This is a genomic window from Nitrosomonas sp., assembly GCF_040256045.1.
Lineage (GTDB): Bacteria > Pseudomonadota > Gammaproteobacteria > Burkholderiales > Nitrosomonadaceae > Nitrosomonas.
Window position 1 is genome coordinate 21571 of sequence record NZ_JBDZWD010000006.1, and the last position, 14247, is coordinate 35817.

Sequence of the window (14247 nt, forward strand, 5' to 3'; positions counted from 1 at the left end):
AATAGCTGGATCGATAAAAACAGATAACATTGAATGCCAAAATACTCTCTAATAAAAGCATAATTCGTGCCAGAAATAATAACTTATATTAATCAATTGGTTATAATTTGTTCTATAGTTTGGTGAGGAAAATTGTCGTGTAATCTGTGATAAAAATCACAAATACTAATAATCGTTTGTATTTATTGGGTATTGTTTGTCTATTTTTGGAGACAGAGTGTTTCTGTAGTACGTTTTTGCCCAGTCATACTTTTAGGGAATTGCTGGCGAACGCACTTTTGCATAATTTTATGCAAGAGGATAATTTCAAAACCTATAAGAAATTTTTGGATTACCGCGCCGTTTATGCAGCTTGCGAAGGGGTATCTTATTTTCTGTAAGTGGCACATCAAAGCAATCCGACCTTTCGTTTATAGCTACAAAGTGCGCTTGCGTACCAGAAAATATTGTTTATTATCAGTTCAGTGCGTGAAATATACTTTGTTTATCACTTGCGAAGTCGGGGGTAACTACCTCTCAGGGGCCTTCATCCCACTTTTCAGCGTTTGCTTGGCTGAAAAAACTTGTACTATATTGATCGTTTGTACTCATCCACGGTGTAATTTCCTTTTGTCCGGATTTGGATATTTCGTATCCTTGATTACAGTCTTTCAATTTCTCTCAGGTATCAGAAAAAGTGTTTTTTGAATGGGTAGTCGATCCCGCTGCATGGGCGGGGCTGGCAACGCTGGTTATTCTGGAAATCGTACTCGGGATCGATAACCTGGTTTTCATTGCAATTCTGGCAGATAAACTGCCGCCACATCAGCGCGGAAAAGCGCGCATCGTTGGTCTTTCTCTGGCGCTGGTCATGCGCCTCATCTTACTTGCTTCCATTTCCTGGGTCATAACGCTGACCACGCCGCTGCTGACACTTTTCGATGTTGAGCTGTCCTGGCGAAATCTCATCCTTCTATTTGGGGGTATATTTCTGCTTTTCAAAGGAACGATGGAGCTGCACGAGCGACTGGAGGGGCAGGATAGACAAAAAGAAGGTAAAAGCGTACATGCAGTTTTCTGGCAGGTGATTGTGCAAATCATTGTGCTGGATGCGGTTTTTTCGCTTGATAGTATGATTACTGCGGTGGGGATGGTGGAGCATCTCTCGGTGATGATGATTGCCGTAATTATCGCAGTCGTTGTCATGATGATTTCTTCCGGACCACTGATGGCCTTCATTTCCAGGCATCCTACCGTTGTAATTCTCTGCCTGGGTTTCCTGATGATGATCGGCTTTTCACTCGTGATCGAAGGTTTCAACTTTCATGTGCCAAAAGGATATCTCTATGCCGCAATCAGTTTTTCCATTCTGATCGAATCATTCAATCAGATTGCCAGACATAACAAGGAAAAGCTCATTACGACCGGGGATCTGCGTGATCGTACTGCTGAAGCCGTATTGCGGTTGCTCGGTGGGCGTCGTGGTGAAGTCGGGCTGGGTGAGACATCGGAAGTGATCGCCCAGCAGGTGGCCGAGAATGACCTGTTTGCTCGAGAAGAAAAGGAGATGATTGAAGGAGTGCTGACGCTGGCCGGGCGTCCTGCCATGTCCATCATGACGCCACGCACCGATATCGACTGGCTGGATCTGGGAGATACCAGTGAGATGATCAGGGCAAAAATAATTGATAGTGGGCACTCGCGTTTTCTGTTGTCACACGATAACGTGGATGAGTTTGTGGGCGCTGCATTTGCCAAGGATTTACTGCGTGACATGCTGGAAGAAGGAAAGATCAATCTGGAAAAATCACTGCGTCATCCAATCGTGGTGCTTGAACGGGTTCCGGTGATCAAGCTGATGGAGCAGCTGCGTAACCAGCCGTTACAGTTGGCAGTGATCGTGGATGAATATGGATCGGTTGAGGGAATCGTTACCCCGGCGGATATTCTCGAAGCAATTGCCGGTGAATTCCTGGATGCGGGTGAAGAAAAAGTAATGGCGGAGCAGCAGGCTGACGGCACCTGGCTGATGGATGGATGGATCAGTATTCGCAAGGCATCCAATCTGCTGGAGCATGATCTGGTGGATGAAGCTGAACGTTATTCCACGCTTGGCGGTTATCTGCTCTGGCAGTTCGGCTATATTCCTGCAGCTGGGGAGCGGATTACGGTTGATGACTTGATTTTTGAGATCGTTTCGGTCAATAAACATAATATCGGCAGAGTGCGCGTGCATCGTATACAACCTGAGAATGAATAGGGGTTTTGTGAGGCGATTTGCTGAAATAGTGTTGTATCGTCAGATCCCTATTTGTCGGAATTTTTTACACTATCTGCAAGATCGGCTTGTCTTTGTGAGTTTGTCGGAAAATATTTGATAAATTTCTGTCCGCAAGCAAGCAGTTATCGCTGAAGCTGGAATATTTCAGTATCTTGGCATGATTATTGCTCCATTAATTACTAATAAAACAATACTTTAATTATCGCGAGCAGAAGAGAAACATGCGTATTCCCTTCAAATGGCAATGGACTGTGCTGAGTTTTCTGGCGTTACATACTGTTGGTGCCTATAGTAGCGGGAATATTCAGTCGATACGGTCCGCTGGCGTTAAGGGTGGTTCCGACATACTGGTAGCACAGGCTCGGCAGTATGAGCATGGTGAAGGTGTGTTGCAGGACAGAGGGAAAGCGGTGGAGCTATATTGTCAGGCAGCTCGGCGGGGTTCGGCCGAAGGGCAGTATGCACTGGGATGGATGTATGCCAACGGACGTGGTGTCGATCGTAACGATAGGATTGCTGCCAGATTGTTCGAGATGGCTGCTGCCAGAAATCATGCAGATGCACGAAAATTATTGCAGTTCATGCCTGTACCAGATAAACGGAAAACACAGCTACCAAATTGTCTGAGCAGAAATATTTATGTTCGGGCAAACACCACACCTGGCAAATATTATGTCGATCAGTCTGTTTCTGCGCTCGTGGAGAAACTGGCTCCACAATATGAAATTGATCCGGGTCTCGTACTTGCAGTCATTGCGGTTGAGTCTGGTTTTAATACACAGGCTGTTTCTCCCAAAAATGCACAGGGGTTGATGCAGCTCATTCCTGCGACTGCTGAAAGATTTCAGGTCAGGGATGTTTTTGATCCGGAAGAGAATATCAGGGGTGGAATGGCCTATCTGAGATGGTTGCTCGCCTTCTTCAAAGGGGATGTGGCACTGGTGGCGGCTGCTTACAACGCTGGTGAGGGAGCCGTCGAGAAATACCGCGGAATTCCACCTTATCCTGAAACTGTAAAATATGTCGACAAAATTATGTCACGCTACAACAAAACCTCTCACCCGTACCAGCCTGGGTTGGTTAATAGAACTTCCTTCATCTTTGCCTCAGCCGCATCAGGACAATGAGGCTGTTCCGCTTCACAAAACTGTGTACAAACTGATACTTCACTACTGCAAGCTGTTCGTAAAAGCAGCTGGCTTTGTTAACATCTGTGGTGTGAAGCAATCCAGATAGGCGGGTGTTTCGCTCCGTTGTGCAGCTTGCGATGATTTTTCTGGAAACCTGCAACTGATAATGGCTATTTCTTGATACCGCCTGTCATGGTGTTACTCGAGACCAGTGGAATGCTCCATTTTTAGGATATAGTCAACTTAATTTCCATCTAACGCTGCGTCATGCAGTAATAGAGTTTGGCTGTATTGTAAAAATTCATCCAGATGCTTTTCGATGATTCTTACGGTAATAGGCAGTTGCAGGGCAATGTAATCATGCACAGCGATATTCCGAAAGCTCACCATGCGTTTAAGACTGTCAGCCAATTCAATATCAATCCGGCCACCATGTGCCAGTAAGGAAAACACATCGCGAGTGCTTTGTGGAATTCCCAGCTTTTCCCGGCGAATCAGATACTGGCCTATGTTCAACGTTGCTTCGCAGGTCCGCTGAATATTGAGAATGGCCGCATCCTGGCGAGTGTAATCAGTGGCAAATCCTGCTGGATTGGTGGCGTATTCCTCACGTGCCCGTGCTACACAACATTCAATCGTTGCTGCCTTGTTGATCAGTACATCATCGGCCATAAACTGTTCCTCTTCGTCGAATATCGGCCAGTAACCCGGCACGTGCTTCATCGAAAGCAGTTTTCTCACTCAGGATAGATGCTTCGAATAACGCTGCCTGCACATCCAGCGCCCACCAGCGTTCACCGGTGGTAATGATTTGGTATTGCATCACAGTGGAGGCAGCTCGCAGGTCGAGCAGATCAACCGCATAACCTGCCACATCCGCCAGTTCATTCGCGACCTCGAACAGAATCAACGGATTAGCATAGCCCGCTACCAGTACAGCCAGATCCAGATCGCTGTCCGACCTGGCTGTGCCCTGAATACGGCTGCTGAAAGCATAAATTGCCAGTAGATCCGGTATGCGGGTTTGCAGAGAATGGATCAGAGCATCGCGCTTCATATCAACTGTTTCATATCAAGTGAGGATGCAGTTTCTTCCAGATTTTTTTCTTTGAATTCGCATAAATCCACGATCAGGCACTGCCGACATAGAGGTTTCCTGGCTTTGCAGATGTAACGCCCGTGCAGGATCAGCCAGTGATGGGCATCGTGACGAAATTCATCCGGCACCACCTTGAGCAGTTTGCGCTCTACTTCCAGAACATTTTTACCTGGTGCGATGCCCGTGCGATTGGCTACGCGGAAAATATGCGTATCCACCGCAATGGTGGGTTCGCCAAAGGCGGTATTCAGAATCACGCTGGCGGTTTTCCGACCGACCCCCGGCAGCTTCTCCAGCTCAATTCGGGTGCGCGGGACTTCGCTGTTGTACTGTTCGATCAACAACTGGCAGGTGGCAAGAATATTCCTGGTTTTAGTGCGAAACAACCCGATGCGCTGAATGAACGGGCTCAGGCCAGTTTCTCCCAATTGCAGGATTTTTTCGGGGGTATCTGCTACCGGGAATAGTTTTCGTGTGGCCACGTTGACACTTTTATCAGTGGCTTGTGCCGAGAGGATGACGGCAATCAGTAATTGAAAAGGGGTGTGGTATTCGAGTTCGGTCGTCGGGTGGGGATTAGCTATCCTGAATCGGGTGAATATCTCCCGGCGTTTGGTAGTGTTCATTTAGTCCTTGTCGGGATGTTGGAGCGGGCAAGTGCTGCTCGTGCACGTTCCATAGCCGCCTGGATAGCTGCCTGTTTCGCATCGGTTGCCTGTTGTGCGGTAGGGATTGGGGCTTCTTGCGGTTGGTTCTGCTCCGGTTTTTTAGTGCGTTGCTGTTGGTTGCGTGTCAGCCTGAGCAGTCTCAAGTGATATCGTTTCCGTGCACCGTCAGCGATCTGCTGCTGGATTTCAGGTGTGGCTGGACCAGGTACAGGTACCATGCTGATACAATCCATCGGGCAGGGGGCGATACAACGTTCGCAACCGGTACATAACTCGGTCAGAACGGTATGCATATGCTTGGCTGCGCCAATGATGGCATCCACCGGGCAGGCGCGCAGGCAGAATGTGCAGCCAATGCACTGAGATTCATCGATGACAGCGACGGCAGGCGGTGTGGGGTGGCCGTAAGTCGTGTTCAGTGGTTTCGGAGCAATATTCAGAATCGCTGCAATTTGAGCCACACCAGCATCACCGCCTGGCGGGCACTGATCGATATCCGCATGGCCTTCAACAATGGCTGTCGCATAGGGTTTACATCCATCAAATCCACACTGCCCGCATTGGGTTTGCGGTAGGGCGGTGTCAATTTGCTCGATCAGCGAATTTTTATCCAGCATGGGCAGTGCGGGAGCAAAGCAGTGAGGCGGCTTCCGTAACCAGATCCGGGCCGCGGTAAATTAGCCCGGAATAAATCTGTATCAGATTGGCGCCTGCTTCGATTTTGAGTTGCGCATCCCGGGCTGACATAATGCCGCCCGCTCCGATGATGGGAATGGCGCCCTGGAGATGGCTGGCAAGCTGGCGGATGACTGTGGTGCTGCGTTCTGTTAATGGTGCACCACTTAATCCGCCCTTTTCATTGCCGTGTGGTAAATGTTCGACACCCTCTCTTGCGGTCGTGGTGTTGGTTGCAATCACTGCATCCATGCGGTGCTTCAGTAACAATGACGCAATTGCGGCAATTTGTTCGGATTCCAGATCAGGGGCAATCTTGATGGCCAGCGGAATATAGCGGCCATGGAGATCGCTTAGACGGGTTTGCTCTACCTTGAGTGCGCCCAGTAAATGTTCCAGCTCAGTTTCATTTTGCAGTTGTCTGAGTTGCAAGGTGTTGGGTGAGGAAATATTGACAGTGACATAACTGGCATGGATGTACACCTTGCGTAAACAGATCAGGTAGTCGTCAACTGCATTCTGCAAAGGGGTATCTGCATTTTTACCGATATTGATGCCCAGTATGCCGCGGTAGCCGGACTGCCGGACATTTTCTACCAGCTTATCCACGCCAACGTTATTGAACCCCATCCGGTTGATGATCGCTTCAGCTTGCGGAATGCGAAATAGTCGTGGCCGCGGATTACCGGCCTGCGAGCGTGGCGTGATAGTCCCGACTTCGATAAAGCCAAATCCCAGAGAGGCCAGGGCGCTGATGCAAGTCCCATTCTTATCGAGGCCGGCTGCCAGCCCGACCGGATTGGGAAAATCCAATCCCATTACGCGTACGGGGAGGCAGTTGATGGTGTGATCAGGCAGCAAGCTGGTTTTTTTCAGCAGGCCGAGTGCATCCAGTGTGAGGGTATGGGCGATTTCAGGGTCAAGCAGAAACAGTAGCGGGCGCAGCAGGTTGTACATCATATTTATCGGTTCGTTGTGCAGGTTTCCCCGTATTGCCACTGGTTGTCGATCAGGTACTGCAGCGGCTGGAAATTGGCTTTGTAGCTCATTTTCTGGCTGTTTGCAATCCAGTAGCCAAGATAAAGGTAAGGCAGCCGGTCAGCGCGGCATTGAGCCGCCTGCCACAGGATGTTGAAGGTGCCGTAGCTTGATCCGGCTACATCCGGATCGAAAAAAGTATAAACCGATGACAATCCATCCGGCAGCTGGTCGATGATGCTGACCATGCGCAGCCGTTCATTCTCGTGGAATGTTACCAGAAAGGAGTCCACCGTACTTTTCAGTAGAAAATCACAATACTGTTTGCGCCCGTTTTCATCATCCTGATCCATACTGCTGTTCGTGTGACGGGATTTCTGGTAGCGCTGATAGAGATCAAAGTGCGCAGGATCGAAATGCAGGAGATATCGAGTGATCTGCAAGTGCTGATGTCGTTTCCAGGCTCTGCGCTGGGTTCGGTTGGGATCGAACAGCTCCACCGGGATGCGTACGGGGATGCAGGCGTGACAGTAATCGCAGTCTGGACGGTAGATGAGGCTACCGCTGCGACGATAACCTTGCCGAATCAGTTGGGCATAGGTATTGTTGTCTGACGGGGTATCGTCAGTGATCACGATACGTGAGCGGGCAAGCTGCTCTGGTAGATAACTGCAGGGGTAGCGCCTGGTGATCTGAAAATCCATGGTCATTGCCTCGATCATCCCGGATAGGCGAAGTCGAAATGCCATTTTCTGTTCTGGCTGGGCAGCGCAGCCAGTTGATTCAGTTGCTTGGAAAATTGTGATCTTGGAATTTCCCGTGCACCCATCGACATCAAATGTACAGTTTTCATCTGGCAATCAATCAGACCATAGCCCCAGCTTTCCAATTGTCTGGTCAGATGAACCAGTGCAATTTTAGATGCATCGGTTGCTCGGGAAAACATCGATTCACCAAAAAAAGCCTTGCCAATGGCTACACCGTATAGTCCACCCGCTAGTTTGCCATCTATCCAGGTTTCGATCGAGTGTGCTATTCCCATCTGATATAACGTGGTGTAAGCCGCGATCATTTCTTTATGTATCCACGTACCTGCCTGGTTTTCACGCGGCGCGGCACAAGCTTGCATGACTTCAGTAAAGGCGCTGTCTGTGCGGATCTGATAGTGGTTTTTCTTCAAGGTTTTGTGCAGCGAGCGCGAAATTTTTAGTTCTCGGGGAAACAGTACCATTCTTGGATCCGGGCTCCACCACAGGATGATTTCCCCTGGATTGAACCAGGGAAAGATTCCCTGGCGGTAAGCGGAGATCAGGCGTTCCGGTGACAGATCTCCGCCCGCAGCCAGCAGACCATTGGGTTCGATCAGTGCCTGTTCCAGCGGAGGGAAAGGTGTATCGGAATAGAGTGTACGGATCATGGCCGAAATAATATCTCGGGGCAGAAAGTAGAAAACAGGTTTTTTGCTGTGAGTCAGAATGGCTCGCCGGCAATTATCTAACATCCATCGGTAAATGTACCAGCGGCCTGCCATATTTTATGTCGTATTTGACCGGTTTTATTAACGACAACCGGTAGGGAATGATGTTCCTGAGTGGTAAAAAACGTGAATCAAACAGGGAGGTAAAGACTCGCGGGTATTTACTGAAAGAAATAGCGGAAAACAGCTTTATTTTGACTTAGATCAAAGTATCCGCGCCGTTAATTATTTAGTATTTGCCGTACAGCATATTCAAATACATGAATAAAAGGAGAAGCGCGAGTGAATCGTTATGTCGTCGGAAAGCGTGCAGTTTTAAGTGTTGCAGCTGGCATGTTGAGTGTTTCAACATTGTTGAGCGCACCTCAGGTGCTTGCTGACAGTACATCGACACAGGCTCTGGAAGCACAAATCAAATTGCTGGAAGAGCAACTGCAGTCTATCCGGAGTGAGCTGGACAGGGTCAAGACAGATACCGTGAGGAATGAACAGAAAATCCGGGAAAACGAGCAATCGGTTGCTTCTGCCAGAGCACAAAAAAGTGTGAGAGAGAGCGGTAAACACATGGTGTTTTTCCGGGGTGGTTTTGCACATAGCAACCATACTCGGAATGGTGTTTCCATCCAGAGTGATGTTGCTCCTGTCGGGGCGCAGGATCAGGCTGGAAAAGATGCCTGGTATATCGGGGCTGGTTTTGATTTCAATTTGACCGATGATGTCTGGGGTTTTCTGCCAGGGACCAGTGTATTTGCCGAATTGATGTTTGAATACAAACAGTTCAGTAACAGTGTTTTGGGAAGTGCATTGGCTAACAACCCAACTCAGTTGGCAGGTGGGACACTTAATCCACGTAAAGTGACAGTCAGCCAATTTACACTGACTGCAGCACCGAAAATCAGGTTCCTGGAAGGAAATCGGTTCAGACCGTGGATCATCCCGGCCGGGCTGGCTTTGCATGTCATCAGCCCACCATCTGAATCCATTACAGTGCTGCAGCCGAGTGTCATGTTCGGGGCAGGTGCTGATTACAACATCTGGAAAGCAATTTACATTGGGGCTGATGCCAGATATCAGCTTGCGGGTGGTAAAATCGATGGAGTTAATATCAACGGATTTACGGTTGGCGGTTATCTCGGAATCGGGTTCTAAGACAGCCTGGTTATTTTTTGAAGTAGATGGTTGGTAGGCAGTTGTTGTAATCGTAGTTTGTTTTTCTCAGTAGTAATGAGTATTTCTCTCTTCTCGCTTCGGGCAAAGTCAATGCCCATGCAGTAAAGATTTTGTGACGAAGCCTTTACACCCCGCTGGAGTTTCGGTGGGGTGTTTTTTTGCAGGTGATAGTGACAACGCGTTCCGAAAGATATGCCGGATCAGATGCGGAGCATATCGAGTAATTTGTCGTGCAGGCTGCTAAAGCTGCCGTTGCTCATGATCAGGATATGATCTCCGGGGTGTGCAGTGGCTGTAATGGTGCTGATCATAGTGGCCAGGTCATGATGTATTTCGACTTTATCGTCGAGAGAAGCGAGGGCCGAATCGATATTCCAGCCAGTCTGATGGGCATAGCAAAAAATCCGGTCGGCTTGATCCAGGCTGGCTGCGAGATCATTCTGCCAGACGCCGAGTTTCATGGTGTTGGAACGTGGCTCCAGTACGGCGATGATGCGTGCCGGGCCGACTTTGGCGCGCAATCCGGCCAGTGTCGTGCGGATGGCGGTAGGGTGGTGCGCGAAATCATCGTAAATGTGAATATCGTTGACGACACCGCGCAATTCCATACGCCGTTTCACGTTTTTGAAATGGGATAAAGCTTCGATACCGAGTTGCGCCGGTACGCCGGCATGCCGGGCTGCAGCCAGGGCAGCCAGGGCATTCATGCGGTTATGTTCCCCCAGCAGCTCCCAGTGCAGTATTCCCTGTGATATTTTCTGAAAATGGACTGACAGCCTTTGATCGTGCTCCCTAATGATCTGCCAGTCACCGTTCCCGCCGAATTGTTCTACCGGTGTCCAGCAACCTTGGTCCAATACCCGCTGTAATGCAGTATCCTGCCCGTTGACGACGAGCAGTCCATTGCGGGGAACGATGCGGACAAGATGATGAAACTGGCGTTCGATCGTGGCCAGATCCGGGAAAATATCTGCATGATCGTATTCAAGGTTGTTGAGTACGACCGTTCTGGGCTGGTAGTGTATGAACTTGGAGCGTTTGTCAAAAAAGGCAGTGTCGTATTCGTCTGCCTCGATGACAAAGAAAGGAGAAAGTGTCTGCTCTGCTTCGATGATCCCCAGGCGGGCAGACAGACCGAAATTCTCCGGAACACCACCGATCAGAAATCCAGGGGAGAGGCCAGCGTATTCCAGGATCCAGGCGAGCATTGAACTGGTAGTGGTTTTGCCGTGCGTGCCCGCAACTGCCAATACCCATCGGTTGTGCAGCAGATGCTGTGCCAGCCATTGCGGGCCGGACAGGTAGGGCAGATGAGCATCGAGGATCGCTTCCATCAGCGGATTCCCGCGCGAGACGACATTGCCGATGACGAACAGATCCGGCTTCAGCTTGATCTGATCGGCATCATAACCTTCAATCAGCTCAATGTGCTGGTTACGAAGCTGCGTGCTCATCGGCGGATAGACATTGGCATCGCAGCCGGTGACGGTGTGGCCGGCAGCACGTGCCAATACTGCCAGCCCGCCCATGAAGGTGCCGCAGATTCCAAGAATGTGGATATGCATGAATGTTCCGGCTTGTAGGTGGTTGAAAATGAAATGAGGCGGCGACTGCCAATTATACGTGAGTCCGCTGGCGGTATGCTTTTCGGGACAGGTACGGAACGCGTGACCGGTGGATACATCCATGCTACGCTCGTTTCTGCTGATCAACGTGTGGAAGGGAGGAAATGAATGGCTTTTCTGCCATTATATATACCGAGAAGTACGCGGCCCAAAATCGTAATTATTGGTGGTGGTTATGCCGGGATCGCGGCGCTGATCACGCTGCACCGATACAGCCCGGATGCGGAGATCACGCTGATCGATCCGGGGATCGATCATCTCAAGATTACTCATCTCCATGAAACCTTCCGTTATCCGTTGTCTGATTTTTTGGTGCCGTATGCATTACTGGAGCAGCGTTTCAGGTGTCGTTATATTCGCAGCACGTTGGCAGTAGATGAATCAATGTTGTGCCAGTGGCAGCATGATCGCTACCTGAAGGTGGATGATCAGCAGGTACCATTCGATTATCTGCTGGTGGCATCAGGTGCGAGACCGTCCACCCGAAATGAGACAGATGAGCATAGTGCGGCGGACGCGGAAAATGTATTTCGTCTGGAAAATTTCTTCACGGTTTCCGGTGCGGATCTGCTGGATAGATTTCTGGCAATACGAAATACCGCTCGAAATACTGCACCGTCCTGTATTTCCGTTGTGGGCGGCGGGGCGACCGGTATTCAGTTTTTATTCGAACTGGCGGGTTACCTGCGTCGTCGCCGGGTCAATCATAGCCTGCAACTGGTGGATGATAATGAACGAGTACTGCAGCAATATCCGCAAGGATTTGCCCGTTATGTCGAAATGCGTATGCTGGAGCTGGATATCGAATTTTATCCGGGAGTATGTTTTCTGGAACAACGTGCTGACACAATCTCGCTGGAGGATAAAACCAGCGGGCGGAATTTCGAATTACCTTCTATTCTTTCATTAGTGTTCACCGGTAACAGGCAGGACAATCTGATCAAGGCCAATGCATTCGGTCAGGTAATGGTGGATGGTAAGCCATTGGGAAATATATTTGCCGCCGGGGATTGTTCGGTTTATTCATCATTGGGATCTAATACGATGACTGCCCAGTCGGCGGTACGCAAAGGAAAACTGGCTGCCCGCAATATTTTGCGCCATTCCGGTGTACTCAAAGTGCTCGAACCTTATCTGCATCGTGATCTGGGGTATGTGGTCAGTTTGGGTCCGGAAGATGCAGTAGGCTGGCTGGCAGTTGAAAACAATGTGGTGACGGGTGTTCCTGCGCTGGTTATCAAAGAGATTGTCGAAGCTCAGTACGATTTATTGCTGAGCGGGGTAGATACTTACCTGGTTTGATAGCCCGGTAATGCTGCAAAACAGAAATCAGATGCTGCGCATCATGGCGATGCCATGGGCGCCGTGTCCCTGGGCAGTTTCCAGATCAGCTGGCAGCAACCCGCCCAGCGCATAAACTGGCAACGGGTAATCCCGGATGAGTGCAGCAAATTTTTCCCATCCCAATGAAGGTGCTCCAGGATGACTGAGGGTAGGTTGCACGGGACTCAGGGTAACGAAGTCGACTTCCAATTGTTTCGCGCGCTGAAGCTCCTGTTCGTTGTGACAAGAAGCGCCACACCAATTGACAGTAGGGCGGGAGTGCAGGGATCGCAACTGAGCAGCGGTCAGATGAACGCCATCTGCTTGAAGCGCCTGCGCAAGCGGTATATTTTCATTGATCAGTACGGTAGCCTGATAACTTTGGGCCAGTTGCAGTGCAGTCCTGCTGAAATGTTCCAGCTGGTCGTGCGACATTGCTTTCTGGCGGATTTGCAGCAGTTTCACGCCGCTGCCGAGAGTTTGCCCGATGGATAACAGTGATGCTTCTATGTCTGTTTCAACTGTACGGGTAACGGCATAAATTGAAGGTAATGCCAGGCTGCGCAGAATGGGCGTGTTGGCTGGAAGCAACGGGGAAACGGTAATGTTTTCAGCTGTCTGCCAGGCGAACTGTTGTCGTTCACGGGGGGTGAGTTCGCCGTGCCAGTCAGTCACCCGGTAGAACCGGAGCCGTACAGTGGCATGTGGATAGCTGAATGTCCGTGTCAGCCAGGGAGTGGCCTGGCGAACGGTGATGCCGAGTTCTTCATCCAGTTCACGTGTCAGCGCCTGAAGCGGGGATTCGTCTGCTTCGATCTTCCCACCTGGAAATTCCCAATAACCGGCGTAAGGTTTTCCATCTGGCCGGCAGGCAAGCAGAAAACTGTTATCCGGGCGAATGAGAACGGCAGCGGCAACTTCGACCTGCGATGGGTTGGCCATGCTATTTCTTATCAGTTTTGACCGGTTCGGTTTTTGCCAGTTTTTGCTGGCCTGCCCAGTCCCGGGCGAATTGGCGGGCAACCCGCCCGTTACGGGAGCCTCGTGCCAGCGCCCAGCGAAGTGCTTCCTGCCGAGCCGGGCCGGACAGCCTGCTGATGCCATGTTGCGAAAGCCAGTGACGGACGATTTCCAGATATTGTTCCTGGTCGAATGGATAGAAAGACAGCCACAGGCCAAAACGTTCCGACAGGGAAATTTTTTCCTCAGTGGTTTCTCCGGGGTGAATTTCACCATCCACATGCCGAGCTCCTAGATTTTCATGCATGAATTCCGGTATCAGATGACGACGGTTGGAAGTGGCGTAGATCAGTACGTTGTCGGATGCGGTGGAGATGGAGCCGTCGAGAACGACTTTCAGTGCTTTGTAACCCGGTTCATCGGCTTCGAATGACAGGTCATCGCAATATAGAATGAAGCGTTCCGGGCGCTGGCCGATGAATTCAATGATATCGGGCAGATCGGTGAGCCCCAGCTTATCCACTTCGATCATCCGCAAGCCCCGGTCGGCATAGCGATTCAGCAAAGCTTTTATCAGAGAGGATTTGCCAGTGCCGCGTGCGCCGGTCAGCAATACATTATTGGCTGGAAGCCCTGAAACGAATTGCAGGGTATTGCGGTCAAGTGTCTGTTTTTGCTCTTCGATGTTCAGCAGCTCATCCAGCGTAATCGCGTGCGGATGGTTTATCGCTTGCAGATAACCGGTATCGCCATGTTTGCGCCAGCGCAAGGCGATATGTTCATTGGGGTCGGCATGCTGTGGTCGGACGGGAAGCGTATCCTCGATACGGGCCAGCAGTAGGTCGAGTCGTTGGAAAATCAATTCAGAATTGTTCATGGCGG

General features: G+C 50.2%; 14 protein-coding genes. 4 read left to right on the plus strand and 10 right to left on the minus strand.

All coding sequences use genetic code 11. From position 1 onward, the window contains the following. The first annotated feature begins 676 nt into the window (after positions 1-676). Together ABUL11_RS02240 and ABUL11_RS02245 are read left to right on the plus strand one after the other, a co-directional pair. A complete protein-coding gene (locus ABUL11_RS02240) occupies positions 677-2239 on the plus strand; it encodes a TerC family protein (RefSeq protein ID WP_350282236.1) in 1563 nt (520 codons plus the stop codon). A 242-nt stretch (positions 2240-2481) separates the two neighbouring features. Continuing rightward, the gene (locus ABUL11_RS02245) at positions 2482-3387 is read left to right on the plus strand and encodes a lytic transglycosylase domain-containing protein (protein ID WP_350282237.1); all 906 of its coding nucleotides are present in this window, start codon (positions 2482-2484) and stop codon (positions 3385-3387) included. A 246-nt stretch (positions 3388-3633) separates the two neighbouring features. Here the strand turns inward: ABUL11_RS02245 and hepT are convergent, their stop codons facing one another. From hepT to aat, 7 genes are read right to left on the minus strand one after another with little or no spacing between them, the layout of a single operon-like run. Then, entirely contained in the window at positions 3634-4062 is a 429-nt protein-coding gene (gene hepT / locus ABUL11_RS02250) for a type VII toxin-antitoxin system HepT family RNase toxin (protein ID WP_350282238.1), read from the minus strand. Continuing rightward, positions 4052-4447, minus strand: coding sequence for a type VII toxin-antitoxin system MntA family adenylyltransferase antitoxin (gene mntA / locus ABUL11_RS02255; protein ID WP_350282239.1), 396 nt, complete (start codon positions 4445-4447; stop codon positions 4052-4054). Before mntA ends, hepT begins: the two co-directional genes overlap by 11 nt. Continuing rightward, a complete protein-coding gene (gene nth, locus ABUL11_RS02260; protein ID WP_350282240.1) occupies positions 4444-5115 on the minus strand; it encodes an endonuclease III in 672 nt (223 codons plus the stop codon). Before nth ends, mntA begins: the two co-directional genes overlap by 4 nt. After that, positions 5112-5774, minus strand: a complete 663-nt coding sequence (locus ABUL11_RS02265; RefSeq protein WP_350282241.1) for an RnfABCDGE type electron transport complex subunit B — start codon at positions 5772-5774, stop codon at positions 5112-5114. The genes nth and ABUL11_RS02265 overlap by 4 nt, the downstream gene beginning before the upstream one ends. Continuing rightward, the gene (locus ABUL11_RS02270; RefSeq protein ID WP_350282242.1) at positions 5764-6792 is read right to left on the minus strand and encodes a quinone-dependent dihydroorotate dehydrogenase; all 1029 of its coding nucleotides are present in this window, start codon (positions 6790-6792) and stop codon (positions 5764-5766) included. The genes ABUL11_RS02265 and ABUL11_RS02270 overlap by 11 nt, the downstream gene beginning before the upstream one ends. Positions 6793-6794: 2 nt before the next feature. Next, the gene (locus ABUL11_RS02275) at positions 6795-7559 is read right to left on the minus strand and encodes an arginyltransferase (protein ID WP_350282243.1); all 765 of its coding nucleotides are present in this window, start codon (positions 7557-7559) and stop codon (positions 6795-6797) included. Continuing rightward, positions 7529-8227, minus strand: coding sequence for a leucyl/phenylalanyl-tRNA--protein transferase (aat, locus tag ABUL11_RS02280; RefSeq protein ID WP_350282244.1), 699 nt, complete (start codon positions 8225-8227; stop codon positions 7529-7531). Before aat ends, ABUL11_RS02275 begins: the two co-directional genes overlap by 31 nt. 342 nt (positions 8228-8569) lie before the next feature. Here aat and ABUL11_RS02285 point away from each other — a divergent pair, with 342 nt between their 5' ends. Beyond that, entirely contained in the window at positions 8570-9436 is an 867-nt protein-coding gene (locus ABUL11_RS02285) for a porin family protein (RefSeq protein WP_350282245.1), read from the plus strand. A 221-nt stretch (positions 9437-9657) separates the two neighbouring features. On the opposite strand, the gene mpl is transcribed toward ABUL11_RS02285, so the two are convergent. Further along, complete coding sequence (mpl, locus tag ABUL11_RS02290; protein WP_350282284.1) at positions 9658-11022, minus strand: UDP-N-acetylmuramate:L-alanyl-gamma-D-glutamyl-meso-diaminopimelate ligase; 1365 nt, start codon at positions 11020-11022, stop codon at positions 9658-9660. Positions 11023-11190: 168 nt separating this feature from the next. On the opposite strand from mpl, the gene ABUL11_RS02295 reads away from it, so the two are divergent. Further along, entirely contained in the window at positions 11191-12384 is a 1194-nt protein-coding gene (locus tag ABUL11_RS02295; protein WP_350282246.1) for an NAD(P)/FAD-dependent oxidoreductase, read from the plus strand. Between the two features lie 27 nt (positions 12385-12411). Here ABUL11_RS02295 and ABUL11_RS02300 read toward each other — a convergent pair whose 3' ends face one another. Further along, positions 12412-13347 (minus strand): Nudix family hydrolase, encoded by a 936-nt coding sequence (locus ABUL11_RS02300; RefSeq protein WP_350282247.1) that lies wholly within the window; start codon positions 13345-13347, stop codon positions 12412-12414. Between the two features lies 1 nt (position 13348). Continuing rightward, positions 13349-14242 (minus strand): ATP-binding protein, encoded by an 894-nt coding sequence (locus ABUL11_RS02305; RefSeq protein ID WP_350282248.1) that lies wholly within the window; start codon positions 14240-14242, stop codon positions 13349-13351. Positions 14243-14247 lie beyond the last annotated feature (5 nt).